Source organism: Reyranella sp. CPCC 100927, from assembly GCF_007859315.1.
Lineage (GTDB): Bacteria > Pseudomonadota > Alphaproteobacteria > Reyranellales > Reyranellaceae > Vineibacter.
This window is the reverse complement of record NZ_VOHA01000028.1, coordinates 1-18,740: the sequence shown is the minus strand read 5'-3', so window position 1 is coordinate 18,740 and position 18,740 is coordinate 1. Positions and strand designations below refer to the sequence as shown.

General features: G+C 67.2%; 12 protein-coding genes and 1 pseudogene. 9 read left to right on the top strand and 4 right to left on the bottom strand.

Going from position 1 to position 18,740, the window contains the following annotated elements:
* Positions 1-30 precede the first annotated feature (30 nt).
* From FQU96_RS37050 to FQU96_RS37035, 4 genes are all read right to left on the bottom strand, one after another.
* Positions 31-1,017 carry a hypothetical protein gene (locus FQU96_RS37050; protein ID WP_146546457.1) on the bottom strand — a complete coding sequence of 329 codons (987 nt, stop codon included), beginning with the start codon at positions 1,015-1,017 and terminating at the stop codon, positions 31-33.
* A gap of 520 nt (positions 1,018-1,537) precedes the next feature.
* Positions 1,538-3,145 carry an ABC transporter substrate-binding protein gene (locus tag FQU96_RS37045; RefSeq protein WP_146546456.1) on the bottom strand — a complete coding sequence of 536 codons (1,608 nt, stop codon included), beginning with the start codon at positions 3,143-3,145 and terminating at the stop codon, positions 1,538-1,540.
* A gap of 47 nt (positions 3,146-3,192) precedes the next feature.
* A complete protein-coding gene (locus FQU96_RS37040; RefSeq protein ID WP_146546455.1) occupies positions 3,193-4,314 on the bottom strand; it encodes a helix-turn-helix transcriptional regulator in 1,122 nt (373 codons plus the stop codon).
* A 42-nt stretch (positions 4,315-4,356) separates the two neighbouring features.
* Positions 4,357-4,668, bottom strand: coding sequence for a hypothetical protein (locus FQU96_RS37035; protein ID WP_178131014.1), 312 nt, complete (start codon positions 4,666-4,668; stop codon positions 4,357-4,359).
* Positions 4,669-4,744: 76 nt separating this feature from the next.
* Here FQU96_RS37035 and FQU96_RS37030 point away from each other — a divergent pair, with 76 nt between their 5' ends.
* From FQU96_RS37030 to FQU96_RS36985, 9 genes and pseudogenes are all read left to right on the top strand, one after another.
* Positions 4,745-5,743 carry a LysR family transcriptional regulator gene (locus FQU96_RS37030; protein WP_178131012.1) on the top strand — a complete coding sequence of 333 codons (999 nt, stop codon included), beginning with the start codon at positions 4,745-4,747 and terminating at the stop codon, positions 5,741-5,743.
* A gap of 168 nt (positions 5,744-5,911) precedes the next feature.
* Entirely contained in the window at positions 5,912-11,209 is a 5,298-nt protein-coding gene (locus FQU96_RS43080; protein WP_178131010.1) for an autotransporter domain-containing protein, read from the top strand.
* 236 nt (positions 11,210-11,445) lie between these two features.
* Complete coding sequence (locus tag FQU96_RS37020) at positions 11,446-12,138, top strand: DUF4336 domain-containing protein (protein WP_146546451.1); 693 nt, start codon at positions 11,446-11,448, stop codon at positions 12,136-12,138.
* Between the two features lie 434 nt (positions 12,139-12,572).
* Positions 12,573-13,106 carry a 2,4'-dihydroxyacetophenone dioxygenase family protein gene (locus FQU96_RS37010; RefSeq protein WP_146546450.1) on the top strand — a complete coding sequence of 178 codons (534 nt, stop codon included), beginning with the start codon at positions 12,573-12,575 and terminating at the stop codon, positions 13,104-13,106.
* Positions 13,107-13,115: 9 nt separating this feature from the next.
* Entirely contained in the window at positions 13,116-13,619 is a 504-nt protein-coding gene (locus FQU96_RS37005; protein WP_146546449.1) for a hypothetical protein, read from the top strand.
* Between the two features lie 15 nt (positions 13,620-13,634).
* Complete coding sequence (locus FQU96_RS37000; protein WP_146546448.1) at positions 13,635-14,273, top strand: N-acetyltransferase; 639 nt, start codon at positions 13,635-13,637, stop codon at positions 14,271-14,273.
* A gap of 153 nt (positions 14,274-14,426) precedes the next feature.
* On the top strand, positions 14,427-14,843 hold the full coding sequence (locus FQU96_RS36995) for a hypothetical protein (protein WP_146546447.1): 417 nt from the start codon (positions 14,427-14,429) through the stop codon (positions 14,841-14,843).
* Between the two features lie 115 nt (positions 14,844-14,958).
* Entirely contained in the window at positions 14,959-17,982 is a 3,024-nt protein-coding gene (locus tag FQU96_RS36990; protein WP_146546446.1) for a hypothetical protein, read from the top strand.
* Between the two features lie 498 nt (positions 17,983-18,480).
* Positions 18,481-18,740: pseudogene (locus FQU96_RS36985) on the top strand (hypothetical protein); the annotation flags it as partial.

The following is an 18,740-nucleotide window of genomic DNA, read 5'->3' as shown; positions in this document are numbered from 1 at the left end:
TTAAATGAAACGAAGACCAGCTCCAAACCCTCAGCGCTGCTCCGCTACGGCCTTGCGGCATTGTTGTTCCAGTGCGGCGATCAGCCCGGCGCTCATCTGCTTCTCTCGCGCGGCATGGGCCTTCGCACATGTCTCGTGTGCTTCCGGGGGCGGAAGAGGTTGCTTCCCTAGCCCCTTGGACAACAGCTTTGGTTTGTCGGCTTGCTGCTCACGTAGCTGACGCTGCTCCGCGACCGCCTTCCGGCATCGCTGTTCCAGTGCGGCGATCAACTCGGCGCTCATCTGCTTCTTTCGTGCGTCATGGGCCTTGGCACACGTCTCGTGTGCTTCTGGGGGCGGAAGAGGTTGCTTCCCCAGCCCCTTGGACAATAGCTTTGGTTTCGCCGGTGGCGCCGGAGCGATCTCACCGCAGATCAAACCCAGGGCATCGACCATGGCGCCTGCCCGGCCCTGCACGCCGACAGGAATCATGTGGGATGGGCATGTCACCGCGGACCTGACGCGTGAGGAGTTTCCCGGAATAATGACGGGCAAAAGCGATGGGCTGGAATACAGAGGTCCGCCCATCGACAAGGAGGCATTGTATCCCGCGACGGGCCTGGGCATGGCTCCCGTCAATGGACCGCAGTCGGCATAGATCGTGTTCACGACAACGGTTCTTGCGCCTTCTGCATATACCTCCAGCTTGCGAACGAACGGTGCCGACTCCGGGCATAGAATTTCCCTGGCGTTTCCGCCGGATCCGCCGAACCCGGCCTTGCGGACGATGTCGGATCGCGCACCGCCTGACGGTGCCCTGGCGCAGATCGGGGCAATGGCATCCATGTCGTCACCGACCCGACCGCTCACGCCGACCAGGTACTGACCGGGATCGCAACGCGCTGCGACACGGTTGCCACCGCCGCCGCCGATTGCATCGGTGGACCAATCAGTCTCCGCTGCAACCTGACCGCAATAGGCCGTCGCCATCGCAGCAACGACGAGCACCCGACCAAACTTGAAGACCTGTGGTGCCATGTCATGCCTCCTTGGTCCGTCGCGTTCTGGAAGTGCCGGTCGCAGTAATCGTCGCCGGCGCAGGTCCGTATGGCCGCGGCGTCCTCGCGGCGGTTCAGATAACTGCGGGTCAGGCCGCGTTCGTCATCCATATGAATGACCTCACGAGGATTTCCTCCCTGCCCCGAGCAGGCAATGGCACCACACAACCTCATCCCGTGAGGAGCTCGCGCAGCCGCGTCTCGAGGGATGGGCTACAGTCGCGCTGGTTCGTTCCAACCGTGATCGCACCGTTCGCGTGGTAGCCCACCCTTCGAGACGCTCACTGCGCTCGCTCCTCAGGAAGAGATTCGCGCCATATGCGATTGCAGGTGATGGCGCATGCCGGAGCAACACACGCTGGGGGCACGCCACTTCGCGCCCGAACACCGAGCAGGTAGAGCAAGCCATGACGCGCCACGGAGTGGCGCGCCCCCAGCGTCTGACCGTACCGACTTGGCTCACATGCGATCGCCGTACCGCTATGGGCGAACCGCTTCGGCTACTTCTTCGTGATGCCCCACAGCACGACGAGGCCGGTGTTGGGCACGATGCCCTGGAGGCGGTCAGAGCGGTAGGCGATCGGCGTCGTCCATTGACCGAACGGGATGTAGACGACCTGCTCCATCGCCCGCACCTGCAGGTCGCGCGCGATGCGCTTCTTCTCCGCGTCGGTCCGCGCGAAGGCAAAGCTGTTGCGCAGCGCCTCGATCTGCGCGTCGCAGGGCCAGCCGAACGGGCCTTTGTCGCACGCGGCACCGAGCCAGGTGTGCAGCACGGGGTTGGCCGAGGCGACACCACCCGCCTGCGAGACGAAGATGTGCCAGCCACCCTGCGCCGGCGGTTCTCGCCGGGCGCGCCGCGACACCACCGAACCCCAGTCCATCGACTGCACATCGAGCGTGATGCCGGCCTCGCGCATGGCCTGGATCAGCACCTGCGTGGCCGGCGTGATCGTGCTGTTGTCGGTGGCGGCCAATATGGTGATCGGCTCGCCTTTGTAGCCGGCCTCCTGGAGCAGCCGCAGCGCCTTTCCGGGATTGTACTCCTTGAACCATTGGCTGCCGCCGTCGCTGGCCAGCGGCGCGCCGCAGGTGATCAGGCCATGGCAGATTCGGTAGTACCGGGGATCACCAATCACGGCGCGCAGGAAATCCTCCTGATTGATCAGGTAGTACATCGCCTGCCGCGCCTTCACGTTGTCGAACGGCGGGTGCAAGTGGTTCAGCCTGATCATGCCGTGCGCGCTGTCGAGGTCGCCGGTCTTCATCAGCTTGACGTCGGGGCTCCTTTCCAGGATCGGCAGGAAGTCGATGCCGGGGCTCTCGTAGAAATCGATCTCGCCGTTGATCAGTGCCGATATTGCCGTCTGCTGGTCGGCGATCCACACCAGCTCGATGCGGTCGACGCCGGCGATCTTGCTGCCGGCGAAGGACGACGGCGGCTCGTTGCCCGGCCGCGGGACGTAGTGCGGATTCCTGGCATAGACCGCCTTGCTGCCCGGCACCCACAGGTCCTTGACGAACATGTAGGGGCCGGAGCCGATCGACTCCTTGACCTGTTGTTGCGGGTCGGTCTGCGCCTCCCTTTCGCGCATGATGACGGCGACGGAGACGTTGGCCTTGCCCAGCGACTCCAGCACCATCCCGTACGGCTTTGTCAGCGTCATGCGAAACGTCTTGTCGTCAACTGCCTCGAGCCTGGCGACGAACGAGAACAGGCGGATGCCGACGCCGTCCTTGGCGCCCCAGCGCCTCAGCGAGGCGATCACGTCCCTGGCCGTGACGGCAGAGCCGTCGCTGAACGTCAGGCCGTCGCGCAGGACGAAGGTGTAGACCAGCTTGTCGGCACTGACGTCGACCGCGCCGACCATCTGCGGCCTGGGCTGCAGGCTGGCATCGTTGCCGAACAGCGTGTCATAGACCAGCATGCCGTGGATGTTGGCGATGTTCTGCGTCGTCCAGATCGGATCGATCGCCCGCAGGTCGGCGTGCATGGCGGCACGCAGCACCTTTTCCTCGGCGTGCGACGTCGGCATGCCCAGTACCAGCGGTGCGATCAGACCGGTTGCCATCGCGAACCGCCGCAACGAACTGAAAGCGATCGACATCGTGACGCTCCCGGATCGAGGCGACTCGGCCGACGCCGTCCGCCATGTCACGTCAGATCAAAATGGCCGAAGTTCCGCTGCAGGAGCGCGGCGAGCGCGGCCTGGCGACGCGTTCCGGTCTTGGCAAACGCGCGCTGCAGGTGGGTGCGCGCGGTCGGCATGGAGATGCCCAGGGTCGCGCAGATGGCCGGCAGGTCATCACCACGGCACAGGGCAAGCGTCACCGCGGCCTCGCTCGGCGTCAAACCAAAGATCTCGGCGAGTTGCGTGCGTACAGGACCAAGCTCGGCGCCGGCGTCACCCATGACGACCAGGGCGTGACGCGGCTGTTGGCTCCCCGGCGCATCGTCGCCCCGCATCGGAACAACGCTGACGATCAGCGGCAATGCGCCGTCGTCACCGTGGATCGCGAACGATCCGCCCACCGGTGCCCTGTCTCGTGTCGTGGCGCGATGGATCCGGGTCCGCAACAGGGTGCCGGCCTTTCCATCGGCCTCGAGCCGGCCCGAGCGCAGACGCAGGCCGGCATCGCGCGCCAGGAACGCCTCGGCGGCCGGATTGAGCAGGACGGCGTGACCGTCCTGATCGACGATCGCCAGTCCGCTGACGGCGCGATCGACAATTTCGCGGTTGAGCCCCTGTTCGAGCCGATCCTGGCGCAGTCGATGACGCAGCTTGATCGACTCCCGCAGGTGGGGCGCGAGTCTGCGCATCGCATCCATCGACTGAACGTTGAAAGCGGCCGACCGCCGGCCATGACGGCGGACCGTCAACGCGGCCATCGCGCGATCGGTGTGCTCGAGCTTGCAGGCCATGGTCCAGTGGATGTCCTGTGGCCTGAACCATTCCTGATAGAATGCCGTGTGCAGGAACTCGCGGCGCGGCATGACCGTCTCCTCAACGACGACCGCGCCTGCCGGCAGGCGTTTGAACGGCGGCAACAGTGCGTTGACTTGCTCGGAGGCCTCCCGGTTCTTGCGATAGAAATCCTCGTCCAGGCCGACGTCCGCTCTCCAGATCTTCCCTGTCCTGCGGTCGGTTTCGCTATAGGCCGCGCTCTGCCCGCCGAAGGCTTCCGCCACCTTCAACATGACGCCAGGCACGGCCGCCACATCGTAAGCGGACGCATAGATCAGCCCGACGAGATTCGTGAGATCCGTGCCACCCATCCTGGTTCCCCAACCAAGCACCGACGTGGGCCGCGCGCTGACTCACGCGGTTGTTTTTGCCTTCTCTTGCAACTTTCGAAGGCAACCATCACGAGCGGTTGAGATGTTGTCATCTTCGCGAAGAAGGTCAATCGCAAGCCGCCGGGTGCCGAATGCCCGAGCGCAACCGACCGGCAGATCATACCGGATCAGGCGCGAAGAGAAACGCGTGCCGGCGGAGGCCGTCATCGCTGCGGCGCCATGCCAACCGCCGGGCGTCGAGAGCGGCCGGAGACCATGCTCGATGGCATTGAGGATGGCAGATCGATGCGGCATCGCGGCACGAGAGCAGCATAAAACCTTGTCGACGGGCATCATCCAAACGGATGAGACGCCTATACCGCTCTACACGCTACGATAGAAATGACTTTTTGCCATGGAGTCCATGTCCATGGAGACTTTGGCTGCCGTCGATCTCAACCTGCTGGTTGCCCTCGATGCCCTTCTCGCCGAACGCAATGTCACGCGTGCCGGCGCGCGTATCGGCCTGAGCCAATCGGCGATGAGCAAGGCCCTGGCGCGGCTGCGCGCGTTGTTCGGTGATCCGCTGCTGGTGCGCACCGCGGACCGCATGGTGCCGACGGCACGCGCGATGGCACTGGTCGAACCGCTGCATCGGGCGCTGGGCGAAGTGCGCCGCGTGATCGACCGAGACGCCGCCTTTAATCCGGCGTCGATGCGACGCACCGTTACGTTGGCGTCAGCGGACATGCAGGATCTGCTGATCCTGCCGGATGTCATCGCACACCTGCGCCGAGCGGCACCCGGGATCGATCTGAGGGTGCGGGCCTCGGACCGCATCGACGTCGTCACCGCCTTGCAATCCGGCGAGGTCGATCTCGGGCTCATGCCCATGATGGCCAACACCTCGGATCTGCGCAGTGCCGTGCTCTTTCGCGAAGAGCTGGTCGTCCTCGTCGCGCGCGGGCACGACGTCGCCCGCAAGGGGCTGACCTTGAAGCGGTTCCTGGCCTACCCGCACATCATGGTATCGGTCGAGGGCCGCGGCACCGCGCCGGTCGATGCAGCGCTCGCCGCCCGCGGATTACAGCGCCGCATCGGGCTGACCTTGCAACACTTCCTGCCGGTGCCCTTCGTGGTCGCGGCCAGCGACATGATCGCCGCATACCCCGCACGCTTGGCGCGCATCCTGGCCGCCAACGTCCCTGTCGCCGTCCTGCCCCTGCCGTTACCCATCGAAGGCGCCACGGTGCACGTCGCCTGGCACCGCCGACACGACGCCGACCCGCTGTTGCTGTGGCTGCGCGAACGGCTGGTCGAGCACGACTACGACCGATCGGTGCCGCCGCTTGTGCCGCCCAACCGGAAATCGCGCGGGAGCCTACGGCCGCGCGTCGCATATCCCGCGCCACGCCGGCGCAATCGGTGATCGGCAAACCACACGCCACAACACCCTTGCAACATCATTCATATGAATGACGCGCGCCGCGTGCGGGCAAGACAGGTTGCCGCGACCGGCCCGCAGCTTGTCGTGTGGTCGCACGAACTGCATCGGCGACAAGGGCTCCGTGGTTTGCCGGCGTGCGGAGACAAGAGCATGACCTCCCGAAGCAGGCACAACCATTGGCGTGCCGCATTGTTGGCTTCGACGGCACTTCTGGCGGCGCCCGTCGTGCACGCCCAGACCCAGTGGACCGGCGCAGTGTCGAACGACTGGTTTACTGCCGGCAACTGGAGCACGGGCGCCGTGCCCAGTGCGGCCGATAACATCATCCTTGATCGTGTCACCCCTCATCCGACGGTGATTGGCGCACTGGGCGCCCGAGGAACCACCCTGGTCGTGGGCGACAGCGGCACCGGCCAGCTGACGATTAAGGACGGCGGTACACTCTCCCTGACCGGGGTCGGTGCCCAGGACAGCATCGCAATAATCGGCTTTGGATCGGGCGCAACAGGAACGGTGGCGGTTACCGGGGTCGACTCGACCTGGACGAACAGCGGCAATGTTATCATCGGCCTCGAAGGCACGGGAACCTTGCGCATCGAGAGCGGCGGAAAAGTCAGCAATACGATCGGCTTCGTTGGCGGCGGGCTCCTGCAGGCCAACCCCATACCCTTCAGTGGTGTCGGCACCGTCACAGTGAGCGGTGCCGGCTCAACCTGGAGCAACAGTGGAGATCTGTTTGTTGGCCTCCTCGGCACCGGCGCCTTGCGCATCGAGAACGGTGGGTCGGTCAGCAGTAGCTCCAGTTCCGTTGGCTCCGCTGCCGGGGCGAGCGGCACCGCTACGGTGAGCGGCGCCGGCTCGACCTGGACCAACACCATCGATCTCACCATCGGTGACAAGGGCACCGGCACCCTGCGCATCGAGACCGGCGGTACAGTCAGCAACACCACAGGCACCATCGGCGAGAGCAGCGCCGGGGCCGTCGGCGTGGTGACGGTAATCGGGGCCGGTTCGACCTGGACCAACAGCAACAATCTCATCATTGGTGACAAGGGCATCGGGACCCTGCACATCGCCAACGGTGGCACAGTCAGCAATGCGATCGGTCGCATCGGGGCTAGCGTCGAGCCTGTCGGCGGGATTGGAGTTCAGGGTAGCGGCGCCGTCACTGTGAGTGGCGCCGATTCGACTTGGACCAACAGCGGCGGTCTAACTGTTGGCGCGTTCGGCAACGGCACTCTGCGCATCGAAAACGGCGGTACAGTCAGCAATACGATCGGCATCATCGGGGCTAGCGTCGCGATTATCAGCGGGACCAGAACTCAGGGCCGCGGCGTCGTCAGCGTGAGTGGCGCCGGCTCGACCTGGACCAACAGCGGCGCCTTGAGTGTCGGGTTGGCCGGCGTTGGGACCTTGCGGATCGAGAACGGCGGCGCTGTCATTAGCGGGGCGGGTGCCGTCGGCGGTGAGGGAGGGTCGAACGGCACTGCTACGGTGAGCGGCGCCGTCTCGACCTGGACCAACAGTGGCGATTTCACCGTCGGCGGCAGGGGCACCGGTACTCTGAACATCGAGACCGGTGGCTCGGTCGTCAACAGATCCGGTTCTGTTGGCAAAGAGGTCCTGTCGAACGGCACCGTCAGCGTGAGCGGTGCTGGGTCGACCTGGACCAGCAGCGACCGTCTCACCATCGGAGGCAACGGTACCGGCACGCTACGCATCGAAAACGGCGGCACGGTGAGCAGCTTCACCGCATTGGTTGGCGATTCAACCGGGTCGAGTGGCACTGTCAGGGTGAACGGTGCCGGCTCGACCTGGACCAACGGCGTTCTCGTCGTTGGCAATTTTGGCACTGGCGTTGTGACGATCACCGATAGTGCCAAGGTCAACGCCGGCACCTTTGTTGGCCTGCGGGCCGGCAGCACCGGTACAATCACCATCGGGGCCGGTGCCGGCGATCCGGCCGACGCTCCCGGCACGCTGCAGGCCCCGTCGCTCACGTTCGGGGACGGGACCGGCGCGCTGGCCTTCAACCATACCGGCACGGGCTATGCCTTCGCGCCGGCGATCCTTGGCAAAGGCACGATCAGCCACCTCGCCGGCTCGACGGTGCTGAATGCCGACAGCAGCGCCTTCACCGGCAGCACCTTCCTCTCCGGCGGCACGTTGCGCGTCGACGGCAAACTCGGCGGTGCCGTTGCCGTTACTACCGGCGGCACGCTGGGCGGCAGCGGTACCGTTGCCGGCACCGTCACCATCGCCGACGGCACCCTGTCGGCCGGCGCCAGCCCCGGCACCTTGACCGTGGGCAGTTTGAGCCTCGGTGGCGCGGCGACATCACGCTTCGAGTTGAACACGCCGGGCGTCGCCGGCGGCAGCGATCCCGTCACCGGCAACGACCTGGTCGCCGTCGCCGGCAACCTCATCCTGGGCGGCGCGCTCGATGCGCGCACCGCCGCCGCCGGCTACTACACGCTGTTCACCTACGGCGGCACCTTGACGGGTGCGTTCGCCAGCACCGCCGTCACCGGCACGCGCGGCTTTGCCGTCACCAGCCACCAGGTGCAGACCGACATCGGGGGCCAGGTCAACCTGGCCGTCGTGGGCGACCGCCAAGCCCTGCAGTTCTGGGACGGCGCCGACACCGCCGGCAACGGTGTGGTGGACGGCGGCGCCGGCACGTGGAGCGCCGAGGGCACCAACTGGACCGGCCAGCCGGGCCAGGCCGCCACCAACAGCAACTGGGGCGGCTCGGTCGCGGTGTTCGCCGGCGCTGCCGGCGGCGCCGTCACCGTCGCCGGCACGCAGGCCTTCGACACCCTGCAGTTCTCCGCCAACGGCTATACGCTCGGCGGCGGCAGCCTGGCGCTGTCGCCGGCCACCGGCGTCGCCAGCACGATCACCGTCGATGGCGGCGTCACGGCCACCATCGCCACGCCGCTGGTCGGCGGCAGCGGCGACAGCTTGCTGAAGGTCGGCGCCGGCACGTTGGTCCTGACCGGCGCCAGCACCTACGAACGGACAGCGATCGACGGTGGGCTGCTGGTGGTCAGCGGCACCCTCACCAACGCCACCATCACCGCCGGCGACCTCGGCGCCGGCGCGCTGCGCATCGACACCGGCGGGTCGGTCAACAGCCTGTCCGGCATCGTTGGCCGCGAGACCGGCGCGAACGGCGGCGTCATCGTGAGTGGCGCCGGTTCGACCTGGACGAACAGCGGCAACCTCTTTGTCGGCGACCTCGGCACCGGCACGTTGCGCGTCGAGACCGGCGGCGCGGTCAGTACGATGATCGGCTATGTCGGCCATGCCGCCGGCGCCAATGGAACGGTCACGGTGAACGGCGCCGGATCGAGCTGGACCAACAGCCTTCTGGTCGTCGGCAACCGCGGCACCGGCACCCTGCGCATCGAGAACGGCGGCGCGGTCAGCAACGCGGTCGGCTTCGTCGGCGCCCAGGCCGGGTCGAGCGGCACGGTCGTGGTGAGCGGCGCTGGTTCGACCTGGACCAGCAGCGAGGCGCTCACCGTCGGCGTGGGCGGCAAAGGCGTCTTGACGATCACCGACGGCGCCAAGATCAACGCCAACGCCGGGATCGGTGTCGGCCGACCGGATGCCGGCGGCGACGGTGACGGTGCCGGCGGCACCGGTACGATCAATATCGGCGCCGGCGCCGGCGATCCGGCCGCCGCCCCCGGCACGCTGCAGGCGCCGACGCTCACCTTCGGTGCCGGGACCGGCACGCTGGTGTTCAACCACACCGGCGACGCCAGCTTCGCGCCGGCGATCACCGGCACCGGCACGATCCGCCACGTCGCCGGCACGACGGTGCTGAGCGCCGACAGCAGCGCCTTCACGGGCAGCACGGCGGTCGACGGCGGTATCCTGCGCGTCGACGGCAAGCTCGGCGGCATCGTCTCCGTGACGGGCGGCATGCTGGGCGGCAGCGGCACGGTGGGCGGCGTGATCGCGGGCAGCGGCAGCACGGTGGCGCCCGGCAATTCCATCGGCACGCTCAACGTCGCCGGCAACGTCAGCTTCGCCGCCGGTTCGACCTACGCTGTCGAGATCGAACCCGGCGGCGCCGGCGACCGCCTGCACGCCACCGGTACCGCGACACTCAACGGCGGCACCGTCTCCGTCGTCAAGGCCGCCGGCGCCTATACCGCCGGCACCCGCTATATCATCCTGACCGCCGATGCCGGTGTCAGCGGCACCTTCGCCGGCCTGACCCAGAACCTGCCCTTCGTCGACCTGGCGCTGGCGTACGGCCCCTCCAGCGTCTTCCTCGACGTCACCCGCAACAGCACCGGCTTCTGCGACGTCGCCGCCTCGCGCAACCAGTGCGCCGCCGCCCGCGGCGTCGAGAGCCTGGGCGGCGGCAACCGGCTCTACGACGCCATCGCCAGCCTGCCCGACGCCGCGGTGGCGCAGCGGGCCTTCAACGCGCTCTCCGGCGAGATCCACGCCTCGACCAGGAGCGCCCTGATCGAGGACAGCCACTATCTGCGCGACGCCGTCGTCGCTCGCACCCGACTCTCCGGCACATCGACCGCCGCCGGGCCGCAGTTCGCCGCGCTCGCCCAGGCCACCGACCAGCGCCAGCGGCCGCAGGACGGCACCGCCGTCACCGCTTGGTTCCAGGGCTTCGGCGCCATCGCCCGCACGTCAGGTGACGGCAACGCCGCCACCGCGAAACGCACGACCGGCGGCTTCTTCATCGGTGCCGACACCAGGATCGCCGACACCTGGACCGTTGGCATCGCCACCGGCTACAGCCGCAGCACCGTTGACGTCGACGGCCGCTCCTCGCGCGCCACCATCGACAGCTACCACCTCGCCCTCTATGGCGGCGCACAGTTCGGACCCGTCGGCGTCCGTCTCGGCGCGTCGCACACCTGGCACAGCATCGACAGCAGCCGCAGCATCACCTTCCCCGGCCTCGCCGACGCGGCACGCGCCGACTACAAGGCGCGCACCACGCAGGTCTTCGGCGATGTCGGCTATACGCTGGCACTCGGCGACGTCGCGCTCGAGCCCTTCGCCAACCTCGCCTGGGTGCATCTCAGCACCAACCGCTTCGGCGAGCGTGGCGGCATCGCCGCGCTCCGCACCCGCACCGGCTCCGACAGCAACCTCTTCTCCACGCTGGGCATCCGCGCCGCCGCACAGGTGTGGAACGAGGACAACAAGACCCTGACGCTGCGCGGCACGCTGGGCTGGCGCCACGCCTTCGGCGACGTCACGCCGGCGGCGCGGCTCGCCTTCGCCGGCGGTACGTCGTTCGGCGTCGAGGGCACGCCCATCGCCCGCAACGCCGTCGTCGTCGAGGCCGGCTTCGATCTCAAGGTCGGCAAGGCCTTCACCGTCGGCGCCGGCTATTCCGGTGTCCTCGCGTCGGGTGCTCGCGACCACGCCTTCAAGGGCAATCTCACTTACAAGTTCTAACGTCAGGAAGTTGGCCAAGGCAGTTCGATCGCGTGCTGAGGGCGAGGGCGTCATGTGCCAAATCCCTTCGCCAGGCTCAGGATGGTGGTAGCATGCAGCGACAGGAGTAGCCGTCGCGTGTTTGTCCAAACCAAGGCGCGCCATAGCGTGGCGCGCATCCAGCGTCTGTCCGCCCGACCGTGCGCCGCTTCAGTCCGTGCGCCGCGATCCGCTCTCGCAGTACTCGGGTGGGCCTCATGTTGACGGCATTCGGCGAGGCGATCTGGACGGCGGACGGTTCCAATGTCGTGGCGGCGCTGGGGTTCCACTATCCGACCCGCATGGCCGTCATCCGGTTGTCCGGTGGCGGTCTCCTCGTCTGGTCGCCCGTGGGATTGACGGACGCGCTTCGGGCTGCGGTCGATGCGCTGGGAGAGGTCCGCCACATCGTGGCGCCCAACACACTGCATCACGTGTTCATCGCCGACTGGAAGCACGCCTATCCCCGTGCGCGCCTCCACGCCGCGCCCGGGTTGCGCCAGAAGCGCAAGGATATCGCCTTCGACGCCGATCTCACCGACGCGCCCAGTCCCGATTGGTGCGAGGACATCGACCATGTGGTGGTGCACGGCAACGCCATAACGCAGGAGGTGGTGTTCTTTCATCGCAAGAGCGGCACCGTGATCTTCACCGACCTGATCCAGCAACTGCCTGCCGATTGGTTTTCGGGCTGGCGCGCGGTCGTGGCAACGTGGGACCTGATGCTGGGCGCCGAACCATCCGTGCCCCGCAAGTTCCGCGCCGCCTTCATCAACCGCCGCGCCGCCCGCGCCTGTCTCGCGCGCATCCTCTCCTGGCCCGCCGACAAGGTGCTGCTGGCGCATGGCACGCCCGTGACCGCGGACGGCCGGGCCTTCATCCGACGCGCTTTCCGGTGGCTGATGGCGTGAAAGCCGCGGAAACAAAAGCCGCAACATCACATATCGATGCAGAACGCCGCCTCCGCCCGCAGCACGCTCACGCCCGTGACGGCCAGGCGTTCATCCAGCGTGCATTACAGCGGCCGGTTCGGCTCGACCAAAAATGGGGGCCGGCCTTACTGAAACGGGGGGACCGTTGGGGCGTAAGGCCGGCCCGAGGAGGGAGGGATTCCCGCGCCGACGCGCTCATCGCTTGCATCGGGCGATACGTCGTGTGTGCCATGGTCGCAAAAATCATACAAGCTCATATAATTCGCAATCTAATGAATTTGCGCACGGCTTCCCATTGATGGCCATCAGGCCGCAATTGTCATCCTGAAGCGCTTTGCCTCATGGCACGCCCAAATTGAACCGGTCGATCGCGGCTTGTAGGCTCATGGGATCAATCGTCGAGGGAGGATTGGATGCCTGAAGCCGCCACAACCGAATTCTGGCGTGACATCAAACCGATCGGAAACCCGTTCAAGCCCGGTGTGTTGCCTGAGGTTCACATTCCCAACGCGGCGATCGATGACGATCGCTACTACGTGCCGTTCACCGAGACGGTATCCTCGCGCCCGCTGTGGATCTCGCCGACGCAGAACAGATGGTGCGATATCCTGCTGGCCAAAAAGGCCGGCCTGGTAAACCGCCATTACCATCCGCATCAGGTCTTCGCCTACACGATCTCCGGCAAGTGGGGATACCTGGAGCACGACTGGACGGCGACCGCCGGCGACTTCGTCTACGAAACGCCGGGTGAAAGCCACACGCTGGTGGCCTATGACCATCCCGACCCGATGCGGGTGTTTTTCATCGTGAGCGGCCCGCTGATGTGGCTGGACGAGGACGGCAACGTGAACGGCCATTTCGATGTCCACGACTACATCGGCCTGTGCCGCGCCCACTACGAGAAGATCGGCATGGGCGCCGACCATGTGACCAAGCTCTTTCGCTAGCGCGAGCGCATGATCGGCCGTGTCGCTTCAGTCCTGCTGTTGCTGCTGGGCGTATCCGGGATTTTCAGCCCGGTGTCCGCTCAGCAATGGACGCGTTACCAGCCGCAAGGCGCGGGTTACCGGATCGAGTTCCCCGGCTCACCCCAGCGCCAGACGCAGGGCCCCAGCATCGCAACGCAATACGTGGCCTTTGTCGAAATCGATCAACGCCTCTTCATGACGATGCACCAGGTCAGCGCGTTCGGCACCGTCCTGCCCGAGGCCGGCATGGACGCCGCGCGTCAAGCCGTGCTGCGTGGATTCCAGGGCACGTTGCGCGACGAGGAGCGCCTGCACGTCAGCGGCGCCCCGGCGCGCCGCTGGATCATCGACGCCGACAACGCGGTTGTCCTGATGCTCGCGGTCCTGAAACGCGACAGGTTCTATCAGGTGATGTACAGCGGACCGCCCGGCACGGAGACATCAGCCGATGCCGGGCGTTTCGTGGCGTCGTTTGCGCTCACCGATCCCTGAGAGCAGGATGATGCCATGACGGACGATCGACCTTTCACGACCACTGTCCTCACGGCGCTCGACCGCGCGGCTGCCGCGGATCTGCTGACCGAGGTTTTCTTCGACAACCCGGGGCACACGTTCATCTACCCCGATGTCGCGAGCCGCCGCGAGCAGCTGCGGTGGTTGATGGACATGAACCTGGGCGCGCAACTCGCGATCGGTCGCAGTTTCGCCGAGAAGGATGCCCGCGGCGACATCGCCGCCATGGGGTTCTGGCACGCGCCGGGCTCACCCAGGGCGAGCCGCGAAGAACTCGCACAGTTCGGCTTTTTCGATATGGCGGCGCGGCACGGCGAAGCAGCCTTCCAGCGGATGGTGCAGTCCATCGAGGAACTCGAGAAGCGTCGTGCCGCGGGGCTGGAGGGCCGCCAGAGCTGGTTCCTGAACAACATGGTGGTCAAGCCGGCCTACCAGGGCACGGGCCTGGGGAGCCGGGTGCTGCGGCAACAACTCGAACAGGTCGTGGATCCCTCAGGCCATCCCGCCTCGCTCACGACGCAGAAGCGGCAGAACGTGACGTTCTATGAGCGCCTGGGGTTTCGGGTGACGGACGACAGGCCGATCGGCGACGCATCGAACAGCTACCCCAACTGGATCATGGTCTACGGTTAGAGCGGACTATCGCTAGAGTGTGGCTCAGCGTCGTCATCCCGAGCCTAGCGAGGGATCTTTCGATGCGGGCGCACCCGTGCGTCACTTGCAGAAGATCCCTCGCTGCGCTCGGGATGACAGGTGTATCAGGGATGCGTGAGACAGGAGCGTGACGTGCCGCGAGGTCCCTATGGTTCGTATGTGTTGCTCTGGCTGTTGGTAGGCGCGGGCGTGTTCTTCGCGCGCCGCACCGGCGCGATCCCCTTCCCCAACGTTGCCTTCCTGATCCTCGCCGCCATCTATTTCCTGGGCGCCTTGTGGATCGTCCGCCAGCGTCATGGTGGCACGAGACTCTTCGGCCGAGTGGCCAAGGCGGCCCTGATCGCCAGCGGCGCCGCCGTCTGCGTCCTCTACCTGAAGCCGGATGGTTTTCCCTATACGATCCCGACCCGGCCGCGGTGGTTCATCGACGCGACCGAGATCGTCTTCCTCGTCGGCGTCGCATGTCCGCCGCTGTTCCTGCTGCTGGGCGGCATCCTGCCGGTCGACATGCCCCGGACCACCCGCGACAGGCGTTCGGAGAAACGCTGATCGTCGTATCTTGTGAGGTCGATGCAGCGGCGTCAGTATGACGACCTCGCTTGGGGTGACATCAGAAATTTCGCGTTTACGCAATAACATGCAAAGCGTTGCCAGAAGTACGACATTGCCGTCGCCCACCCGCGCTGCGCCGCCGGTCCTCGACAGCAAGGCCGAAGCACCGGTCACCGAAGGGCTGGTCGCGCGCACGCGGCTGTTCAAGATCCTGGATGCAGCGCCCGCGCGCAGCGTGGTCTGGATCGCGGCACCGCCGGGCGCCGGCAAATCGTCGCTGGCCGCCAGCTGGATCGAGGCGCGCCGGGCGGTCGTACCCCATGCGCAGACGCTCTGGTACGGGATGGACGACGGCGATCACGATCCTGTCGGCTTCCTGGCGCGCCTGCGCGGCATCGTCGCGCAGGGCCCGGACGCCGATCGTCTGCCGCGGCTGACCCCGGAAGCCACCGTCGAGTTGTCGTCCTTCGCCCAACGCTGGTTCAAGGAGCTGCGCGGCCGCGCGCGTGAACCGTGGCTGTTCGCCTTCGACGATGTCCATCGGCTGCCGGAAACGTCGACCACCTGGGTGCTGCTGCAGGCCCTGATGGCGGCCCAGAAGGCTGCCGACCGCATCGTCTTCCTGTCACGGCTCGATGCGCCCGAGCCCGTGAAAGCCATCACGCCGGGCAAGCGGCTGACGCAGATCAGCGACCTGCGCGTGCACCTCGACGAGTTCGAGGATTTCGCCCGCACCCCTAAGATCGGCGATGCGCTGACGTTCGAGGCGTTTCGCGACAAGGTGCAGCACACCGGCGGCTGGATTTCCGAACTGGCGGCGCCACCGCAACGACCGTCCCTGCGCACCATGGCCGACACCGGCAGCGGTCCGGCCGCCAGCACGACCGTCGCGCGCTTTCCGACGACGGAGCGCGACGTGTTGCTGAAGATCGCCTTTCTCCAGGGCGGCAGCGAAACGGAATGGCGCGCCCTGGGCGGCGATGGCGCGGTCGCGTTGCTGAACCATCTCGCGGCGAGCACCGGCCTGGTTTCGCGGCGCGTCAACGGTGACCTGCGCAAGCACGATCTTTTCCATGGCAACCTGATCTACGTCGCCGTCCAGACGCTGCCATCAGACGCCCTGAACCGGGCGCGGATCGCGGCCGCCGACGTGCTGACGGCACGGCAGGACTATCGCTCGGCCGTGCGCCTGCTGGTGGAAGCCGGCGCCGTCGATCGCGCCCGCACGCTGGCGCTGGAGCAAGCGCCGGTGCTGACGCATTCCGGCCGCAACCGGGAATTCATCGATATCGCGACCGCACTGCCGGCGCCGGTTCGTGGCGAAGCGATGCTGCGCAGTTGGGAAGCGCATGCCCGCCTGCCCTTCGAGCCCGGCGTGGCGCGCGAGATGCTGCGCGACGTTCGCATGAACAGCGATCCACGCACGCAGCCGGCCGAGTTCGCGCTCGCGATCAGCGGCGAACTGCAGTCGTCCCTCGTCAACTGGTCCGAACATCGCAGCCTGCCCGACCTCGTCGCCGAACTCGATCGCCATCCGATCGCCACGGACCGACTGCCGCTCACCATCCGGGCGCGACTCACGATCGCGCGCGCCATGGCGCTGATGTTCGGCTGGCCAACGCATCCCGACATTCTCGCGACCTGCACGCTGATCGAGACGCTGCTGCCGGCATTGCCAGCGGCGCAGCAACTCATCCTCGGCAGCGCCTATGTCAACTACCTGGTGTGGTGGCGCGGCGACGTGCGCGCCGCGCGCACGTACTGCGACAAGCTGAACCCGCTGGCGCATCGCGTCGACATGCCGCCGCTGGCCGTCATGGTCTGGCATTACGGTGCGATCTCCTGCGCCTATCGTGACGGCGACGGTGACGCCGTCGAACGGCTGACCAGCGAAGCAACGACGTTCGCGGAGAAATGGGGCGTCTCCTACCGGCTGTCGGATGTGTACTGGATCAACGTCCTGGCCCACGCCGATGCCGGCGAGCGCGCCGCGGCGCAGGAGATGCTGCAGCGGTTCTCGGCCCGCACGCCGCCCTGGCGCCAGTCCGATTTCATCGCCGCGCATCACCTGCCGGCCCTGATGGCGCTGTGCGCCGGCGACAACGACACCGCCATCGCCGAAGCCCGGCAGGCGCGTGCCTATGCCGAGACCTATGGCGGCGCGCACCAAATCGCTCAACAGGACAGGCTGCTGGCGATGGCGCTGGCGGCCAAGGGCGACGCGGCAGCCACGGAACATGCCGAGCGGATCCGCGCGGTGGCGGCACAGACCCACAACGCCACGTTCCGGCTGAATGCCGACATGGCCGACGCGCTGCTCGCCCATGCCCAGGGCCGGCACGACGCGTTCGCGCCGGCCTGGGTGAAGACCGCGCAGGCGGCGCTGGCGCTGGGACAACGCCGCATCGCCGGCATGAACGGCCCGCTGCTGGCACGGCTCGCCAATCAGGCGCTACACGACGGCGTCGATGCCGACGCGACGCGTCGCCTGATCGCGTTGTGGCGCCTGCCGCCGCCGGCTGGCGAGGCGCCGCACGCACTGTGGCCCTACGCGATCGAGATCAAGACGCTGGGCGGCTTCGGCGTCACGATCGACGGCCGCCGCGCCATGACCGGCGGCGGCAAGGCGCAACGCAAGCCGCTGGAGATGCTGTGGCATCTGGTGGCGGCCGGCGCCGACGGCCTGGCGCAGGCCGAGCTCGCCGACCATCTGTGGCCCGATCTCGACGGCGATCGCGCCATCCTGACCCTGCGGACGACGGTCTATCGCCTGCGCAAACTGCTGTCGGGCGATGCCATCCGTTATGCCGACGACCGGATCTGGCTCGATGCGGCCATCGTGCGCACGGACCTCGGCCGGCTGCGCGCGGCGTTGGACCGCCTGCAGGACACCACGCGCAGCACGACGCCCCGGCTCGACGCCTTCGATACCGCCCTGCACTTCTACGACGGACCGTTCCTGCCCGGCGTGCCCCTCGCGGCCATCGCGGCCGAACGGGACCGCATCGCCGAGACGCTCGCCCGCGAGGGCGCGGCCCTGCTGGCCGAACAGACCCCCGACGATCCCGCCACCGTGCTGCGCCGGCGCCGCCTGCACGCCAAGCTCGACCCACCGGCAGCGACACGAGGCCGGTAAGCCCTGGGAGCGCGGGCGTCCCGCCCGCATCAAGGCAAGCCAGGCTTTCGCCTGACATGAGCGGGCGGGACGCCCGCGCTCCCAGGAATGCGTGAAAAAATCGGAGCACCGCGGATCGGTGATGCATCCGTATCAGGATCGCGTGGGGACGGGGCGTATGCTGGGTGACGGTGGCGCGCTGTCCCGTCAACCCTGAGCACGTCACCGACGGGCGATAAGCGCAATGGCCCGGTGCGGCTATCGCGCGCGACGTCGCTGGATGCGCTGTTGACCTCACCCCACGGAGGTCGGCGCGTCTGCGCCGGGTGAGGGTCGCTGCAGCAGGCGCGCGAGGCGCTCCTCCTCGGGCATCGCTTGCCTGCTGCGACACCCTCACCCGACGACCCGTCAGATTTTTTTGTCCCACCGGCGAATCTGTTTTGGATCCGTGACCGGTTGGCGCCAGGCGCTCTCGTAAAGTGCAGCCCAAAGTTCGGTGCATTTTCGGGAGCGTTCGCCATGACCCGCGGCTATCACCACTGGCGCCAGGCCCTCGCCGGCTCCACCGCGCTGATCGCCGTCTCCCTCGCCGCTTCGCTGGCCCTGGCTGATGGTGGTGGCCACGGCGGTCTCAACAACCGCGCCACCAGCGCCCCGGGCGGCACGCAAGGACAACCCGGCACCGATGCCCCGGTCGCCGAGTCCGGTGGCGGTGGCGGCGCCGCCGGCGCCAACGGCGGCAGCGGCGGGAGCAACCCGGGCTCCGGCGGCAGCGCCGG

Excerpts from the sequence above, each read along its gene's own strand:
- FQU96_RS37040 (WP_146546455.1), bottom strand. The coding sequence starts at position 4,314 with ATGGGTGGCACGGATCTCACGAATCTCGTCGGGCTGATCTATGCGTCC.
- FQU96_RS37000 (WP_146546448.1), top strand. The coding sequence starts at position 13,635 with ATGACGGACGATCGACCTTTCACGACCACTGTCCTCACGGCGCTCGAC.
- FQU96_RS37045 (WP_146546456.1), bottom strand. The coding sequence starts at position 3,145 with ATGTCGATCGCTTTCAGTTCGTTGCGGCGGTTCGCGATGGCAACCGGT.
- FQU96_RS37010 (WP_146546450.1), top strand. The coding sequence starts at position 12,573 with ATGCCTGAAGCCGCCACAACCGAATTCTGGCGTGACATCAAACCGATC.
- FQU96_RS37005 (WP_146546449.1), top strand. The coding sequence starts at position 13,116 with ATGATCGGCCGTGTCGCTTCAGTCCTGCTGTTGCTGCTGGGCGTATCC.
- FQU96_RS37050 (WP_146546457.1), bottom strand. The coding sequence starts at position 1,017 with ATGGCACCACAGGTCTTCAAGTTTGGTCGGGTGCTCGTCGTTGCTGCG.
- FQU96_RS43080 (WP_178131010.1), top strand. The coding sequence starts at position 5,912 with ATGACCTCCCGAAGCAGGCACAACCATTGGCGTGCCGCATTGTTGGCT.
- FQU96_RS37030 (WP_178131012.1), top strand. The coding sequence starts at position 4,745 with ATGGAGACTTTGGCTGCCGTCGATCTCAACCTGCTGGTTGCCCTCGAT.
- FQU96_RS37035 (WP_178131014.1), bottom strand. The coding sequence starts at position 4,668 with ATGCCCGTCGACAAGGTTTTATGCTGCTCTCGTGCCGCGATGCCGCAT.
- FQU96_RS37020 (WP_146546451.1), top strand. The coding sequence starts at position 11,446 with ATGTTGACGGCATTCGGCGAGGCGATCTGGACGGCGGACGGTTCCAAT.